The organism is Rhodococcus sp. NPDC059969, from assembly GCF_042738325.1.
GTDB lineage: Bacteria > Actinomycetota > Actinomycetes > Mycobacteriales > Mycobacteriaceae > Rhodococcus_F.
Genome location: NZ_JBHWUF010000002.1, coordinates 472,688 through 489,526, shown reverse-complemented (window position 1 = coordinate 489,526; position 16,839 = coordinate 472,688). Strand labels below are relative to the sequence as shown.

Below are 16,839 nucleotides of genomic sequence, written 5' to 3'. Positions count from 1 at the left end.
CTCGTTCCTTCACCGATCACTGCTTACGTGCCTCTCGCGCGAGAAGCCAAACAAAATAGATGCCACCGATGGAGACGGTGACGACGCCGACCGGCAACTGCGTCGGTGCAAAAGCTCGCTGCGCCACCCAGTCGCTGATCATCAGCAGTGCTCCACCCATCGCCGCCGACGGCAGCAGGGTCACTCCGGCACTACCGGTCAATCGTCTGACCAACTGCGGAGCCGCCAGCGAAACGAACCCGATGGGCCCGGCCGCAGCCGTCACCATGGCTGTCAATGCAACACCGAGAACAACCAGGGAAAGCCGGGTCGGTTCGGCCCGGACGCCGAGCGCCTTGGCGGCGTCGTCGCCCATCTCGAGCATCTGCATCCGCCTGCCCAACACCAGGATCAGCGGAATGAGGATGGCCAGCACGACAACCACCGGCCACACCTGAGTCCAGCCGAGACCGTTCAACGAACCGGCACCCCACACTGCGGCAGCCATGGCGTCGTCGAGCTTCGCCTTGAGGATCATCCAGGTATTGACCGAGCCCAACATCGCGCTGATGGCGATACCGACGATGATCAGCCGGAATCCCTGCACGCCACGTTTGTACGCAAGAAGGTAAACGACTGCTGCGGTGGCGATTCCGCCCACCAGAGCGCCGACTGCGATCTCGTAATAAGTGCCACCGATGAGGAGGATGACCACCAGAGCGCCCGTGTACGCACCGGAGTTGAAGCCGATGATGTCCGGGCTACCTAGCGGATTCCTGGTGAGCGACTGGAAGATCGCACCACTCATGCCCAGTGCCGCACCGAGCATCAGCGCCAACAGAACTCGGGGCAGACGCCATTCCACGACGACCATGTGGATACGCGCGGGAGCTTCGCCGAACAGGGCGCCGAGGACGTCCCCGATCGGCACCTGGTAATCACCACTGCCGAGGGCGATGACACCGATCGCCAGTGCAAGCGCAACGAGGATGAGGCAGACAGTGACCGTACGGACGTCGATCCGCGCGGACCAGCCTTCTTTGGGTGAGCGCACCACCGTGGTGGGGCGCCCGAAATCGATGCTCACAGACCGCTCACCTTGCTTCGACGCACCAGCATGATCAGCACCGGAGCACCGATGAAGGCCGTGACGATGCCGACCTGAAGTTCACCCGGGCGCAGCACGATTCGGCCGACGACGTCGGAGAAGAGAAGAAGAATCGGCGAGCACACCAACGTGTACGGGAGAATCCATCGCTGATCTGGCCCGACGAACCATCGCGCGACGTGGGGAACCATCAGACCGACAAATCCGATCGGGCCGGCCGCAGCGGTCGCCGCGCCGCACAGCAAGGTCACCGCAATGACGCCGAGAATACGAGTGCGGGTGATGTTGGCACCGAGCGAACGTGCCAGATCGTCACCCAAGGCCACGGCGTTGAGTTGGCGCGCCAACGCGAGCGCCAGGAAGAGTCCGATGAGAATGAAGGGGGCAACGGCCAGAACGATTTCCAACGAACGTCCACTGAGTGAGCCGGCATTCCACTGACGCATCTGGTCGAAGGCGGTCGGGTTGAGCAGGGTGATGCCGGACGAGATGCCGCCGAGCACCGAGCCGATGGCAACGCCGGCCAGGGTCAGCCGAATGGGCGTCGCACCACCTCGGCCGATCGACCCCAACGTGTAGACGATCGCCGTGGCTATCACCGCTCCGAGGAAGGCGAACCAGATGTAGGACCAGATGCTGGTCAATCCGAAGACCGCGACGGCAACAACCATCGCGAACCCCGCGCCGGCATTGACACCGAGAATTCCGGGGTCAGCCAAGGGATTTCGTGTCATCGCCTGGATCAGGCCACCGGCTACACCGAGCGCCATACCGACTATCAGACCGAGCAGAGTACGCGGTAACCGCAGGTCACGGATGATCACGTGGTCATTGGAGTCGTCGTAGTTCACCAAAGCGTCGATCACGGTGCCGAAAGGAATGGTCTTCGAACCCACCGCGATACTCAGAAGGAGCACGGCGGCGAGCACCACTAGGCACACCAGAAGACCTGCCATACGACGAGAGTTGGTCGATACCAGCCCGTCGGGTTGCTTCTGCTTCTCTTGCAGCGACTCGTCGATCAGCTCTTCGGTGTGTTTGTCGACTGCACTTTTGTCTACAACACTTTTGTCGACAGCACTCTTGTCGAATCCAACGGTCACAAGCCGGCGCTCTCTAGAGTCTTCTCGACCTCGTCGCGGATCTCTTCCTCGTCGCGGTCCGATTCCCAGGCCGCATCGAGTGCCGCACGGACACTTTCGTCGAGGGCCTCGTACTTCGCGTTCCACACCTCGGCCTTGTAGGTCCAGTAACCGATGACCTTGTACTGCTCACCCGGCAACTTCAGTTCGTGGCGAAGGTACTTGCGGATGTCACGGAGCATCGTGCTTTCGCCGGCCACCCACACGTATCCGAGATCGGTGGGCAGGTTCATCGCCCGGACCGCGTCCGGGAGTTTCGACGGTGCAACACCGTTGCCGCTGCCGACAAGCCAGATGAACTCGACGTCGGCCGCGGAGGTGATCTGCTGCTTGTGAGACTCGTCCACCACCTCGACGATTGCCTTTGCCGAGATGCCGGCGGGCAACTGTTCGATCAGGCGCCCGAGTGCGGGGAGTCCAGTCGCGTCGGCGACGAATACCTGCCAGCGTGCGTCGGCCGGCGGCTCGTAGAGCCCGCGAGATTCTCCGATCGCCAACTTGTCGCCGATCTCGGCCTTCTGTGCCCAGTCGCTGGCGATGCCGCCCTCGTGAACGACGAAGTCGATCGTCATGCGGCTGGCTTCGGTATCGAACCGTCGCACGGTGTACGGCTGGCACGGGGACGGTTCCTCGCCCTCCGGGTACCGCCAACCGCGCGGCGCGTCCGGATCTTCGGCCGGCAGAACGAACTTGCCCGTGGCCGGGACCGGGAAGTGCAGACGCAGGTATTCGTCGCCGGTGCCGGTGGTTTCGAACGCGGTCAGCTCCTCCCCACCGAACACGATACGAACCATTCCCGGGGTCACGTACTCCTTGTGAAGTACCTCGCCGAACACAAGACTCACAACAATCTCCAACATCGATGGAACATGAACCGGACCCGAACACGAGGATCAATCCGACTTCCGGACATAGTTAACCCGCGCTAAGTAAGGTAGACCTTAATTTATTGCAGTGTTGTCGATGAGTCGATGCCTTCCCCGCCGCAACGGGGCCAACTACTATCGCGATTCGGCCACCGCCAGACGTATGGCCTGTTCACGACAAGTATTGGCACCTGTGTGACTTCTGACTACCGGCCACGGTCCCTAGCGTGGACCCAGTGCCTTCGACACCACTTCTTTCGGCCGATACAAACGGCCCCCCAACCAGCCCGGCGATCACGCCGCGCCAGGTAATCACACGCGCGATCGCCTCCGACGGACGCGGAGCCAAGCTGGCGGCAGCGTCCGTCGGCTTCACGGGCCACCAGGTCGCGGAAGCGTTGGTGCCGGTGGTGATCGGTGCGGTCATCGACCGAGCTGTGGCGACCAGCGATGCGGCAGCACTGGGAAAGTGGATCCTCGTTCTCGGAATTCTCTTCACCGGCTTGTTGCTCAGTTGGCGCTTTGCGGCGCGCATCTCCGATTCCGTCACCGAGCACGGAGCACACCGCTTGCGGATGGACATCGCGCGACGAGGCCTCGATCCGCACGGCATGTCACCGCGGCGCATGCCCGGCGAGGTCTACTCGATCGCAACATCCGACGCGGGTTCGGTGGCCGGATTCACGCACACACTGAGCACAAAACTCGCCGCGGCCTGCGGAGTACTGACCGCAGCGATCTCGCTACTCGTGATCTCGGTACCGCTCGGCCTCCTCGTCATCCTCGGCACTCCCCCGGTGCTCGCCCTCATGCAGGTGGTCAGCCGACCGCTCGAACGCCGGGCCGAAACCGATCAATGGCAGGGAGCCAAAGCCGGTGCACTGGCCGCAGACCTCCTGTCGGGGCTCCGGATCCTGTCCGGAATCGGCGCCGGAGACGCTGCAGCGCAGCGTTATCGGGGAGCCAGCCGGACTTCGCTGGAAGCAACCCTTCGCGCACAGCGATACCAGGCGATGTACTCCGCCGCGAACGTGGCGATCGCCGGCGCTTTCCTGGCCGTCATCGCGTACGTCGGTGGACGGATGGCAGCATCCGGGAGCATCTCGGTCGGTGAATTCGTGGCCGTGGTGGGTCTGGCACAGTTCCTTCGAGGTCCGTTGATCGACATCATCTACTTCGGCGCCGGTCTGGCACGGGCCCGCGCTTCCGCCAACCGCGTCGCAGCGCTTCTCGGGACCGACGAGGCTGTCACACCCGCGAGTGAACCTGTACCCCTGAACCACTCGGAGTTCCTGACGCTGCGTGACGTCGTGTTGGCCGGAGCGTCACCAGTCGACCTGGATGTCAAACGCGGCGAGATCATCGGCATCGTCACCGAGAATGCGGCCTGGGCGGACGCGTTGGTCGACGCGTTGGCTCGTCGAATCGAGCCTTCGAGCGGAACGATTCATCTCGGCGACAACGCCATTCACGAACTGCACATCGACGAGCTCCGGACCCATGTTCTGGCTGCGCCGCACGACGCGGCACTGTTCATCGGCACAGTCGGTGACAACATCGAGGCACTCGCACCGATCGGCAGCCGCAGTGACGAGGCAATCGCTGCCGCCGCCGCAGATCAGGTGATCTCGGTCCTTCCACTCGGCCTCGCCACTCGAGTCACCGAGCAGGGAAATTCGCTCTCCGGCGGTCAGCGACAACGCATCGCCTTGGCAAGGTCACTGGCGAGCGAAGCTCCGGTCCTGGTGCTGCACGACCCCACCACTGCCGTCGACTCCGTCACCGAAGCGCGAATTGCACGCGGGATCGCCGAGGTACGCGGTGCTCACGCGACTCTTCTTCTGACCAGCAGCCCCGTGCTGCTCGATATCTGCGATCGGGTGATCGAGCTGTGAACGAACTACTCCCCACCGCGACACCGAAACAGGCACGCCGCGCAGCACTTCGGTTGATGGGTCCGCACCGGATATCCGCCGTCGCCGCCGTCGTCACTCTGACTGCTGCGACCGCGATCGGCCTGCTCACGCCGCTGGTCCTCGGCGCGATGGTCGACGCTGTGACGGACGGAGACGGCGACGCTGTCTCGCGCATCGGCACGCTGACTCTCGCGTTGGTCGCCATCGCGGTTGCCTCCTCCCTTCTCGTCGGAGTCAGCAACTACCTGCTCGCCGGCGTCGGCGAAAGGGTTGTCGCCGACCTGCGCGAAGAAGTTGTCGTCCGGGTTCTCGATCTTCCGCAGAGCGACGTCGAACGAGCCGGGCGCGGAGATCTCGTCTCCCGCATCACCGGGGACGTCCGCTTGGTGACCCGCGCTGTATCCGAAGCACTTCCGGTTTTTGCCACCGCGGCACTGACCATCGTGTTGACCCTGATCGGATTGGGCAGCCTCGATTGGCGATTCGCCATTGCCGCGGTGATCGCGGCGCCCATCCAGATCCAGGCGCTGCGCTGGTATCTCTCGAAGTCGGCACCGGTCTACCGCGAGGAGCGGGAGGCAGAAGGTGCACGTGCGCAACAACTCCTGGACTCACTGAGTAACTCCGACACCGTCGGATCACTACGTCTGGCTCAGCCACACCTGGAACAGATCGAATCTCGATCGATGACGGCCGTCCGGCTCAGCTTGTTGACCACGCGTCTACGCACCAGGTTCTTCGGCCGACTCAACATCGCGGAATTCATCGGCCTGTCCGCCGTGCTGATCACAGGCTTCTGGCTGGTGCGAGACGGTCAGATCAGCATCGGCGCCGCCACCGCCGCAGCATTGTTCTTCCACCGGCTCTTCGATCCGGTCGGCGCGGTTCTCAGCGTGTTCGACGAATTGCAGGAAGGCACAATCGCATTGGCTCGGCTGGTCGGAGTCACCCTTGCGCCCGTGCCACCCGCGCCGTCCGATCCACATGAACCCGTCGACAGTTCAGCGTCTTTGGAGGAGGTGACGTTCTCGTACCGCAGCGGCGACGCTCCTGTTCTGCGAGACATCGACATCACCATTCCGGCCGGGACCGTCACGGCACTCGTGGGCGCAACCGGAGCCGGAAAATCGACGGTCGCAAAACTGATCGCGGGTACCTACGAGCCGACCGAAGGCACCGTGAAGATCGGGACGGTGCCCCGGAACGAATTGCCACGGTCGACTTCTCGGAGCGCGGTGGCCCTCGTGACTCAGGAGGTCCACGTCTTTGCCGGCACGTTGGCCGAGGATCTACGGCTGGCTGACCCGTCGGCAACCGACGACGACATCACCGCGGCGCTCGATACCGTCGGTGCGTCGGATTGGCTGCGGGCCCTGCCGGACGGGCTCGAAACCGTAATCGGGGACGGTGGACACCGGCTGACCGCGACTCAGGCACAGCAACTCGCGTTGGCAAGAATCGAATTGCTGGATCCGCCGCTGCTGATTCTCGACGAGGCGACCGCCGAAGCGGGTAGCGCCGGAGCCAGGGTCCTCGACGATGCCGCGCTGGCCCTGACCCGGGGTCGCACTGCTGTAACAGTGGCACACCGACTCTCACAGGCCGTCGACGCCGACCAAATCCTGGTCATGAACGACGGCCGCGTCGTCGAGCAAGGCTCTCACGACGAGTTGGTCAACCTCGGGGGTCGGTACGCGGAACTGTGGGAAGCGTGGTCCGCGCCGCGACGTTGACCGCGACGGTTGCACCGGGCACTACCGCCCGGTGCGACCTACCTCAAGCGTGCAGAAGGTACGGCACCGATTCGGGCGCCACACTCCCCTTGTTCATCATGCTGCCGGGCGTACGACCGGTGACCCGACGGAACACTGCGACAAACGCACTCGGAGTTTCGTACCCGACTCGCCTACTGACAACCGAAACCGGAACTCCAGCAGCCAGATACGTCAGGGCTGCGCGGACTCGAACCTGAATTCGCCACTGTGCAAAGGTCATTCCCGTGCCCTGAGCGAACACTCGCGTCAACGTACGGACGCTGCCGCCAGCCGTCAGTGCCCATTCCGACAGCGACCGCTGGTCTGCCGGATTGGCGACCAATGCTTCGGCAACGAACAGCGCCCGCGGATCGGTCGGCATCGGAACCTCCACCGCAGCAACTTCGAGCGGCTGCAGCATGTCGAATGCCACCCGCTCGGCGCGACTACGCGCCTCGTCGGGCATGTTCCGCCGATGCATGTGCAGGAGTACCTCACGCAGCAGAGCACTGACACCGAACAAGCCCGGAACGCCCGAGGGGGCAGCATGAGCCTCAGGCCGGAAGTAGGTGCAGAAGAACTCGGTACCTGGGCCCGCCTTCACGGCATGCAACGCGCCGGCGGGCAGCCACAGTCCGGCCGAAGGCGGAACCTCCCAAGTGATGCCGTCAGCGACAACCGTGAGCATTCCGCCGGAGTTCCCCCAGATCAGCTCGTGCTCAGGGTGACGATGCGGTGCCCACTGCCGCTGGTGAGAGAGCTTCAGAGTCACCGTTGTCATCGAGTAGGGGTGATCGATGGAACGCGGCCCCACGGGCACCGAGATTCTCTCTGCCACAGCTGTCATGATGACGAGTATAGGACTTTCGTTAGGCATACCTAAATAGGAACCCGAAAAATGTTGACTGTGACCCGCGAGTTACACATACCGGGGTCCCCGATATCGTGACTGCAACTCCCGGCTACGGGTCGGCAACGAGAGGTACACGATGGTTGACGCATCACGAATACCGGTCATCGTCGGCGTCGGCGATCTGCGCTGGAACCCAGCCGACGGGCACCGCGAACCTCTCGATCTGATTCACGATGCCACCGTCTCCGCATTGAACGACAGTGGACACGCTGAACTGGGAACACAGATCGATTCCGTGTTCGCGATCAAGACAGTCAGCTGGTCGTACGACGATCTCCCCGGGCTGCTTGCCTCACGATTAGGCGCGACCCCCAAGGTCACCTCTACCTCGCCGATCGGTGGCCACTGGCCCGCGGCGCTCCTCGATCGGATCGGCGCGTCCATCGCCCGCGGTGAATCTTCGGTTGCTCTGCTCGTGGGCGGAGAATCGCACGCCAGCAGCACCGCGCTGCGAAAGTCCGGAGTCGCTCCCGACTCGATCGGGTGGACGGCAGCGCCCGGAGGGCCTCCCGGATTCGATCCGACCGACCTGGGAAGCCCCGAAATGCAGCGCGCCGGTTTCATCGTGCCGACGCGCGTCTACCCGCTCTTCGAGAACTGCTTCAGTGCAGCCGAGGGCCACGGCGCCCGCGAATCGCTCGCCTGGTCCGCGAGGATGTACGCCGCGTTCTCGGAGCTGGCGTCGAAGAATCCCGCTTCCTGGACGTCGGAGATCCGATCGGCGGAAGAGATCGGCACCGTCGGCCCCGGCAATCGGATGGTCTCCGAGCCGTACCCACTGATGCTCAACGCCATGCCCTTCGTCAATCAAGCTGCGGCCGTTGTCGTCTGCTCGTTGTCGACGGCCCTCGAATTCGGTATCGACGAAGGCAAACTGGTCTACCTCTGGGGCGGCGCGGGCGCCAGTGATCCATTGGACATCCTCAGCCGCAACGGCTTCGACAGCTCAGCCGCGATGCACGACGCCGTGCATCGCACACTCGATGGTGCCGGAGTCGGTGCCGACGCACTCGACATCGTCGATGCCTACAGCTGCTTCCCGATCGTGCCCAAGCTGTTGATCCGTGAACTCGGGCTCCCGGATACCGCGATCCCGAGTGTCACCGGAGGTCACTCGTTCTTCGGTGGGCCACTCAACAGCTACACACTGCATTCCGTCGCCGAGGTCATCCGGCGAATTCGCGACGGCGCGAACCTTGCCCTCGTCCACGGCAACGGTGGATTCCTCACCTACCAGCACTGCGTACTACTGTCCGCCTCTGCTCATGCTGACGGGTACGTCGGCGACCCCGACGCACGCGCGTTAACTGCGGAGGTTCCGGGAATGATCACTGATTACACGGGCACGGCGGAAATAGTCACGGCCTCTGTCGAATACGGCCGCACCGGCGAGCCTGAGATCGGGTTCGTGATCGCGACGACGCCGGACGGCCGCCGCGTCGCCGGTCACACCGGTCCCGAGAATGCCGCCGAACTGACGCAGCTTCGCGGTGACAACCCGCCGGCGATCGGGCGAACTGTTCACATCAGCGACGAGAACGGGCGACTCACGCTCACGTTCTGACAGTAGCGTTCTGACAGTAGACAGCGGTGAGCACCGGGGCATGGTGATGCCCCGGTGCTCGAGCCTTCAGTTGTGGAGGTTCACGCCGCTGTCGGTGGACTGTTCCCACCGATCGGATGCTGGAACGGATCGATCGACATCGGCGGATAGAACACAGTCTTCCGATCCGGGCCGATCTCCACCCGCCATTCGGTGTGGTGCATCGTCCGGTGGTGATGACCGCACAACAAGATCAGATTGTCGAGATCTGTTGGGCCGCGATCGTTCCAGTGAACAATATGGTGAGCATCGCACCACCCCGGCGGTGTCCCGCATCCCGGAAACGCGCACCCTCCATCGCGCACAGCCAACGCCCGCCTTTGCGGCACCGTCGCGGTCCTTGCTTCCTTGCCGCAGTCGAGCGGAACACCGTTCTCATCCAACAGAATCCGCGTCACGGTGCAGTCGCACGCCAACATCCGGGCAGTGTCGATACTGATCGGACCCACCCAATCCGTCCACGCGAAACCCAGTTCCTGAGTCGACGGCAGTAGATCCTTCAAGGCTTTGAGGTCCGTCATATCTTTTGCCGACGCGGTCACCGTGATGTGCGGTTTCACCCCGCCCTCGATCGGACCCAACCCCGCCCGCTCGTACCGCCGCAACAACTCGCAAAACCCATCCGCCCGCCTCAGCGCCGGAGTACGGGCGTCTTTGACGCCGTCTTTCTCCGGTGTCGGCGCCGACAGGCTCGACAACAACGTGATCAGACGGGCCCCGTTGACCGCATCCAAATCGCCCTTCACCGACACGCGCCCGTACAGGCCTTTCGAGGCGTAGAACTCGTTGCGCTCCGAATCCTCCCCGACAGGGACGCCGTCTTCGCGTTTTCCGTACTGCTTCTCGATCCGCCGGATCGCCGCCCGCACCGCATCACAATCCGCAATGTTCTTCGACGCCAAGTGAAGCAGGATCCCGCGGGCCTTGTCCACATCCGCCGGCGTCATATTCTTCGGCGGATGCTGACAAAACGACGCCACCTGCCGCGCCTTCAACGCATCCACATCACCCCGGTGAAAAGCATCGGCGACAACAGGTTCGAGCAACAACAACCGCGCCAGACTGACCAACAGACTGCACTCACCGATCTCCAAATTCGTCGAACCGTGCAACCACTGCGCGATCGCCCGAAAACCCTTCCCGACCACAGTCTCCCGGGAAAACATCTCCACGATCAACAACACCATCCGCGACTGCAACTCATGCCGGACACGCACCAGATCCAGAACCTCACACTTGAGGCCCTCACCATCCAGCTGCCACGCATCCCGACTGTCCATACCCAAAGTTTAATCGAACATACTTTCGATAACCAGAGACATAACGGACAACTTCAAAAGCAAAGAATACCCGAGACCCGTTGAAGTACATCAACATTCAGCTAGTAGTCAAAGACGACGCGATAGAGAACATATCCCGCGAAACACACAATCGCAACAACGCACAGCACAAGCAGGATGTCGAAAAAGAAGAGCCGGGCTGGGTTTCGCGTTTGTTCGATGAGTGGCGTCGAGGACGTAGCCGGCGTGCCACACGGCAGCGCACGGCACTACTTCGCAAACCAACGTGGACTGATAGCCGAAGTGGTGCGACACCTTCTGGACGGTGATCTTCCTCGCCCGGGCGAGACACCCAAGCAACAGGTGACCCGATGGCTGGGGCCTGAGTCCGGTCGCACTCGTGCCCGCTACGAACTGATCATCGCGTCATTCCACGATCCCGACCTCGCAGTGGAACTGGTGCGTGGTCGGGATCGATTTGTTGCCATCTTGATCGAACGCGACATGACCTCGTCCAAGCAGTTCGGGGCGAAGTTCCCCTAGCCGTCCAGCTCCGCGAAGAGCTCCATCCACTGCTCTTCGGCGGCTTCCTTGTCGGCGATGACCTGCTTGAGTTCTGCGCCGAGCTTCTGCAGCTTGTCCGGGTCGGTGGCCGCGTCGGCGAGTGATGCGTGCAGCTTCTTCTCACGATCGTCGAACTTCGCGATGGACCGCTCGAGCTTCGAAAGTTCCTTGCGCGCAGCGCGATCCGCGGCACCGTCGCGAACCTGCTTGCTCTTCGACGCACCACTCGCGGTCGAGGCAACTGACGGGTTGTCGCCATCCCCCATCGCGGCGCGTCGACGCAGGTAGTCCTCGATACCGCCGGGCAGGTTGGTGAGCTTGCGATCACCGAAGAGCGCCCAGGTGGTGTCACAGATTCGCTCGATCAGGTACCGGTCGTGCGAGATCACAACCATGGTGCCTGCCCAGCCGTCGAGCAGATCCTCGAGTTGCTGAAGCGTGTCGATGTCGAGATCGTTGGTGGGCTCGTCGAGAAGCAAGACGTTGGGCTCGGCCATGAGAACACGCGTCAACTGCAGACGTCGGCGCTCACCACCGGACAGGTCACCGACGGGGGTGCGTTGACGCGCCGGTGTGAAGCCCAGCCGCTCAGCGAGCTGACCAGCCGATACTTCCTTGTCACCCAGGGTGATTCGCTCGGCTACGTCCTTGACCGCGTCGAGTACGCGCATGTCGGTCGGAAGATCGTCTAGTTCCTGCTTGAGCCAACCGATGTGGACGGTTTGTCCCTGAATGCGCTTTCCGGCTGCAGGCTCGAGTTCGCCGGCCAGCGTCCGCAGCAGCGTCGTCTTGCCCGAGCCGTTGACGCCGACCAGGCCGACACGCTCGCCCGGCGCCAGACGCCAGGTCAGATCCTCGACGAGTACGCGGCCGTCCGGGGTTTCCAGACGCGCGTCTTCGAGTTCGATGACTACCTTGCCGAGCCGACGCTGCGCGAACGACGCGAGCGCCACCGCGTCACGAGGTGCCGGAACGTCGGCGATCAAGGCTTCTGCTGCTTCGATGCGGTACTTCGGCTTGGACGTACGGGCAGGAGCACCGCGGCGCAGCCACGCCAGTTCCTTGCGCGCAAGGTTGCGGCGACGCTCTTCGGAAGCGTCGGCCTGACGGGAACGCTCGGCACGGGCGAACACCCAGTCGTTGTAGCCACCCTCGTAGCTTTCGACGCCGCCCCCGACAACCTCCCAGGTGCGGGTGGCGACGGTGTCGAGGAACCAGCGATCGTGGGTCACGACAACAAGCGCACTGCGACGTGAGACGAGGTGCTCGGCCAACCACTGAACACCTTCGACGTCGAGGTGGTTGGTGGGCTCGTCGAGCACCAGCAGATCGAGGTCCTGAACAAGAGCTGCAGCCAGCGCGACGCGACGGCGCTCGCCGCCGGACAGGCCGTCGACCTTGGCGTCCAATGCAGACCGCTCGCCGCCGGCGCCCAGATTGTCGATGCCGATACCCGAGAGCACTGAACGGATGCGCGCATCGCCGGCCCACTCGTGCTGAGCTACTCCGAGCGGCCCCAGGACCACTTCACCGACCGTGGAGCCGGGAGGCAGTACACCGCGCTGCGTCACGACGGCCATCCGCAATCCGCCGACGCGGCTCACTCGTCCCGAATCCGGCTGCTCCACACCCGCGAGGACCTCGAGCATCGTTGTCTTGCCGCCACCGTTGAGACCGACGACGCCGATGCGCTCGCCTTCCTCGACGCCCAGGGAGACCCCGTCGAGCAACGGCTTGACGCCGAAAGACTTCGACACGTTTTCCAGATTGATCAGATTCGCCATCAGTGCTGTCCCTTTGCCGCATTGTCGAGTATTCGTGCTCCGGGAACAGGTCCGCTCGCCACGCGAACGGTGCGGCACACCCCCGCTCCCGCAAGTTCTGCGCTCACTTCCACCGCGGACTGTGCGTCGGCGCAGAGAAACGCGCATGTCGGTCCGGAGCCGGAGACGATGCCGGCCAAAGCTCCGGCTTCGACGCCCGCTCGCAGCGTCCGTCGTAGGTCCGGGTTGAGTGAGAGTGCTGCCGCCTGCAGATCGTTGCCGAGGAGCGGCGCAAGTAGATGAGCGTCACCGGTGGTGAGCGCCTGAATCAACGCATCGGCGCTGCCCAGCCGTTTCGGGGAACCTTCGGCCCGCAGCTTGTCCAGTTCGCGGAACACGACCGGTGTGCTCAAGCCACCCTTGGCCAGCGCCAGCACCCAGTGGAAGGTGTGGCGGGTCAAGACAGGCACAAGTTGTTCGCCGCGGCCGGTTCCGAGGGCAGTGCCACCGTGCAGCGAGAACGGAACGTCACTCCCGAGGCGTGCCGCAAAAGCGTCGAGATCAGGCCGCGAGAAGTCGAGCTTCCACAAAGCGTTGAGCGCAACCAAAGCGGCGGCTGCGTCGGCACTCCCGCCGGCCATTCCGCCTGCGACGGGGATGCCTTTCTCGATGACTATCTCGACGTTCGGGGCCACGCCACCCTCGACCGCCAGCATCTCGGCGGCACGCCACACGAGATTGGTGCGATCGGTAGGCACGGCCGCGGCGTCGTCGCCGATAACCCGCACGGTCAGGGTGTCCGCAGGCGCCACCGTGACGGCGTCTGCCAGGGACAATGCCTGAAACACCGTCGTCAGTTCGTGATAGCCGTCCTCGCGCAGGTCCCCGACGGCAAGGTGGAGATTCACCTTGGACGGGGCCCGGACGACTACGGGGCGAGGAACGACGGAGAGCACAAGGAACAACAATAGGCGCTGCGAACACCTGGGCGAAAACCTGCGACCGCCACACCCCGTCCGACAGCCAGTACACCCACGCTATTTCACCGCGCGCACACCCACGCCCAGACCGACAACCGCAACGCCCACAGCGGCCACGATTCCTGCCAGAACGCTGCCCGACGCGAAGTCACCGGCGAACAGTGCCCGTTCGGCATCGACGACATAGCCCAGCGGATTGACGTTCACGAGGACCTTCATCCAACCTGGCGCATCATCGAGTGGAAGCATGGTTCCGGACAGGATCAGGAGCGGGAACATCAGCGTCTGCTGAACGACCCAGAACATCCAATCCTGCTCCCGCACAGCCAGAGCGAGAGCGTACGAGAGCGCACCGAGTCCGACGCCGAACACTCCGAGCAGGACGATCCCGAGCGCGGCGCCCGCTGCGTTGACGTCCAACCCGAGCGGAAGCGCAACCAGAATGATCAAAATCGCCTGCGCGGCAAGCGGAACCATCTCCTTGCACGCTCGCCCGATCAACAAGGACGAGCGTCTGAGCGGAGTCACCAACATTCGCTCGTGCGATCCCTGCTGCATCTCCATCAGGAGGTTGGACCCAGTCATCGTCGTTCCGAAGATCGCGATCATCACCAACACACCGGGAATGAACCAATTCCATACGCCGTCACCGGTACCCGGGACCCCTTTGAGCAGGGGCCCGAACAACGCCAACAGGATCAGCGGCTGAATCAGGCTGAAGATAACGCTGACCGGGTCGCGCAACATCGGTCGCAGTTCACGACCCATCACGATTGCGCTGTCTCGAACGATGTTGCCGTGCACGGTACGTGGGGTATCGAGCGTGATTGTCATGGCAGATTCCTGTTCTTCGAAGTACTTTGTCGTGGTTTCAGGAAGCGACCGCGGCGGCGCTCTCGCGCAGGCTGCGACCGGTGAGGGTGAGGAAGACATCGTCAAGAGTCGGCCTGGTGATGTCGGCGGTGAGAGCGCGGGCACCTCGGGCATCCGCTTCACGCAGCAACACCGGTAGCGTCGAATCGCCCTCGCCGGCACGGATACTCACCGTGCTTGCGTCGACAGTGACTTCACGGACAGTGACTAGTTGCTCGGCCACCGACGCTGCGACGCCGGCCGCCTCGACGCTGTCGAAGGTGAGCAGAAGATGATCTCCCGCAAGGTCCGCCTTGAGCGCGGCAGCGGTGTTGTCCGCTATGACAGTGCCCTCGTCGATGACGATGACCCGCTCTGCCATCGAATCCGCTTCTTCGAGGTAATGCGTGGTCAGCACGATCGTCGTGCCCATCTCGCGCCGCAAGCGGAGGATGTGGTCCCAGAGGTTGGCCCGACTCTGCGGGTCCATTCCCGTGGTCGGCTCGTCGAGGAACAGGAGGGGTGGGCGGTGGACCAGGCCCAGAGCGATATCGAGCCGCCTACGCTGCCCGCCCGACAGAGTGCTGACCTTCCGAGTGCCCAGATCGGTGAGTTCGAGATCACCCAGCAACTCGTCGGCCCGGACCTGCGAATCGGCCTTGGACATTCCGTAGCACAACCCCTGCGTCACCAACTCGTCGCGAACCCGCTGGTTGTGGCCGGCGCCGTTCCCCTGTCCTACGTATCCAAGGCTCGAGCGCACCTCGTTTCGTGCCGCGGAGATGTCGAATCCTGCGATTCGCGCGCTGCCGGAGGTGGGCTCGAGCAAGGTGGTCAGCATTCGCAACGTCGTCGATTTTCCGGCACCGTTCGGCCCCAGCAAGGCGACCAATTCGCCCTCCGCTACGTCGAGCGTGACTCCCTTGACTGCTTCCACGAGTTTCTTGCCCTGAGCGAAGTGCTTGGTGAGCGCCTTCGTCTCGATCATCGGTCTGCTCATGATGTGGCCCCAATTTCTGCTCGACTGGTCGGATATGGACCAACCTAAATTCAATTGAGGACTCATACGGTCCTAAATGTTTGGCAGACTTCTTGCCATGAAGGAGACATCGGCTCGCCTACTGCGGTTGCTGTCACTGCTCCAGACGCGTCGAGACTGGTCCGGTGCCGAACTCGCAGACAAACTCGCGATTACCCCGCGCACGGTTCGACGTGACGTGGACCGCCTCCGCGATCTCGGTTACCCCGTCGACGCAACGGTCGGCGTCGGCGGCGGATATCGCCTGGGTGCCGGCGCGGAGATGCCCCCGCTACAGCTCGATGACGAGGAAGTGCTCGCGGTTGCGCTCTCCTTGCAGTCCGGAGCGACCGGCTCCGTGGTCGGCATCGGCGAGGCCTCGATGCGCGCGCTGGCGAAACTGCGTCAGATCATGCCGTCGAGGCTGCGGCACCGTCTGGAGTCACTGTCGATCGACGTCGTGCCGCGCGAACCGGCAGCTAGCGCGGTCGATGCGTCGGTCCTGTCCGCCATCGCGTCCGTGTGCCACAACCACGAACGCTTGAGATTCGACTACAGCACACACGACGGCACGCAGAGCCGGCGCGAAGTGGAACCGTATCGGCTCGTGAGGTCGGGTGTTCGGTGGTATCTGGTGGCCTGGGATCTCGCTCGCGAAGACTGGCGGTCATTTCGCGTCGACAGGATGGAACCCAAGATCCCCACCGGTCCGCGGTTCACGCCTCGGGAACTACCTGCGGGCGGTGCAGCAGACTTCGTTTCCCGCGGTGTCGCTCGGGCCTATTCCTCCACGCGCGCAACAGTTCTACTGCACGCACCCATCGAGCAGGTAGCACCCATGGTCAGCGAACAGTGGGGGTCAGTGGAGTCCACCGACGAAGGGCGTTGCGTCATAGTGCTTTCGGGCACTTCCCTACGGTCGATCGCACAGTGGCTCAGGGCTTTCGACGTCGATTTCACCGTTGTGAATCCACCTGAACTCCGCGAAGAATGCCGGACCATCGCGGCGGAAACGACAGTCGCCGCTCAGCGGTATCTCGATGCGTGACAGCGTTTTTCACCCAGACGCAACAAGACCCCAACTCCGAAGAGTTGGGGTCT

At 63.3% G+C, this 16,839-nt stretch carries 14 protein-coding genes; 5 read left to right on the top strand and 9 right to left on the bottom strand.

Features of this window, described 5'->3' with window-relative positions; translation table 11 throughout:
• Positions 1-16 precede the first annotated feature (16 nt).
• The 3 genes from fepG to ACFWAD_RS11275 are packed head-to-tail and all read right to left on the bottom strand — an operon-like array spanning position 17 to position 3,074.
• Positions 17-1,066 (bottom strand): iron-enterobactin ABC transporter permease, encoded by a 1,050-nt coding sequence (gene fepG, locus ACFWAD_RS11285; protein ID WP_378539464.1) that lies wholly within the window; start codon positions 1,064-1,066, stop codon positions 17-19.
• Entirely contained in the window at positions 1,063-2,190 is a 1,128-nt protein-coding gene (locus ACFWAD_RS11280; RefSeq protein WP_378543650.1) for a Fe(3+)-siderophore ABC transporter permease, read from the bottom strand. Before ACFWAD_RS11280 ends, fepG begins: the two co-directional genes overlap by 4 nt.
• Positions 2,187-3,074 (bottom strand): siderophore-interacting protein, encoded by an 888-nt coding sequence (locus tag ACFWAD_RS11275; RefSeq protein ID WP_378543648.1) that lies wholly within the window; start codon positions 3,072-3,074, stop codon positions 2,187-2,189. The genes ACFWAD_RS11280 and ACFWAD_RS11275 overlap by 4 nt, the downstream gene beginning before the upstream one ends.
• 257 nt (positions 3,075-3,331) lie before the next feature.
• Here ACFWAD_RS11275 and ACFWAD_RS11270 point away from each other — a divergent pair, with 257 nt between their 5' ends.
• Both ACFWAD_RS11270 and ACFWAD_RS11265 read left to right on the top strand, forming a co-directional pair.
• Positions 3,332-4,990: an ABC transporter ATP-binding protein gene (locus ACFWAD_RS11270; RefSeq protein ID WP_378543646.1), complete on the top strand. Its 1,659-nt coding sequence runs from the start codon at positions 3,332-3,334 to the stop codon at positions 4,988-4,990.
• Positions 4,987-6,744, top strand: coding sequence for an ABC transporter ATP-binding protein (locus ACFWAD_RS11265; protein ID WP_378543643.1), 1,758 nt, complete (start codon positions 4,987-4,989; stop codon positions 6,742-6,744). Before ACFWAD_RS11270 ends, ACFWAD_RS11265 begins: the two co-directional genes overlap by 4 nt.
• Positions 6,745-6,787: 43 nt before the next feature.
• Here ACFWAD_RS11265 and ACFWAD_RS11260 read toward each other — a convergent pair whose 3' ends face one another.
• A complete protein-coding gene (locus tag ACFWAD_RS11260) occupies positions 6,788-7,612 on the bottom strand; it encodes an AraC family transcriptional regulator (RefSeq protein WP_003946247.1) in 825 nt (274 codons plus the stop codon).
• A gap of 142 nt (positions 7,613-7,754) precedes the next feature.
• On the opposite strand from ACFWAD_RS11260, the gene ACFWAD_RS11255 reads away from it, so the two are divergent.
• Complete coding sequence (locus ACFWAD_RS11255) at positions 7,755-9,242, top strand: acetyl-CoA acetyltransferase (protein ID WP_378543640.1); 1,488 nt, start codon at positions 7,755-7,757, stop codon at positions 9,240-9,242.
• Positions 9,243-9,322: 80 nt separating this feature from the next.
• On the opposite strand, the gene ACFWAD_RS11250 is transcribed toward ACFWAD_RS11255, so the two are convergent.
• Complete coding sequence (locus ACFWAD_RS11250) at positions 9,323-10,561, bottom strand: DUF222 domain-containing protein (RefSeq protein WP_378543637.1); 1,239 nt, start codon at positions 10,559-10,561, stop codon at positions 9,323-9,325.
• A 219-nt stretch (positions 10,562-10,780) separates the two neighbouring features.
• Between ACFWAD_RS11250 and ACFWAD_RS11245 the strand changes: the two genes are divergently transcribed.
• On the top strand, positions 10,781-11,104 hold the full coding sequence (locus ACFWAD_RS11245; protein ID WP_378543634.1) for a TetR/AcrR family transcriptional regulator: 324 nt from the start codon (positions 10,781-10,783) through the stop codon (positions 11,102-11,104).
• On the opposite strand, the gene ACFWAD_RS11240 is transcribed toward ACFWAD_RS11245, so the two are convergent.
• The 4 genes from ACFWAD_RS11240 to ACFWAD_RS11225 form a co-directional block, all read right to left on the bottom strand.
• The gene (locus ACFWAD_RS11240; protein WP_003946255.1) at positions 11,101-12,909 is read right to left on the bottom strand and encodes an ABC-F family ATP-binding cassette domain-containing protein; all 1,809 of its coding nucleotides are present in this window, start codon (positions 12,907-12,909) and stop codon (positions 11,101-11,103) included. The genes ACFWAD_RS11245 and ACFWAD_RS11240 overlap by 4 nt on opposite strands.
• Complete coding sequence (locus ACFWAD_RS11235) at positions 12,909-13,844, bottom strand: 4-(cytidine 5'-diphospho)-2-C-methyl-D-erythritol kinase (RefSeq protein WP_378543631.1); 936 nt, start codon at positions 13,842-13,844, stop codon at positions 12,909-12,911. Before ACFWAD_RS11235 ends, ACFWAD_RS11240 begins: the two co-directional genes overlap by 1 nt.
• An 81-nt stretch (positions 13,845-13,925) precedes the next feature.
• Entirely contained in the window at positions 13,926-14,702 is a 777-nt protein-coding gene (locus ACFWAD_RS11230; protein ID WP_378446454.1) for an ABC transporter permease, read from the bottom strand.
• Positions 14,703-14,739: 37 nt separating this feature from the next.
• Entirely contained in the window at positions 14,740-15,720 is a 981-nt protein-coding gene (locus ACFWAD_RS11225) for an ATP-binding cassette domain-containing protein (RefSeq protein WP_378446453.1), read from the bottom strand.
• 97 nt (positions 15,721-15,817) lie between these two features.
• Here ACFWAD_RS11225 and ACFWAD_RS11220 point away from each other — a divergent pair, with 97 nt between their 5' ends.
• Positions 15,818-16,786 (top strand): helix-turn-helix transcriptional regulator, encoded by a 969-nt coding sequence (locus tag ACFWAD_RS11220; RefSeq protein ID WP_378543628.1) that lies wholly within the window; start codon positions 15,818-15,820, stop codon positions 16,784-16,786.
• Positions 16,787-16,839 lie beyond the last annotated feature (53 nt).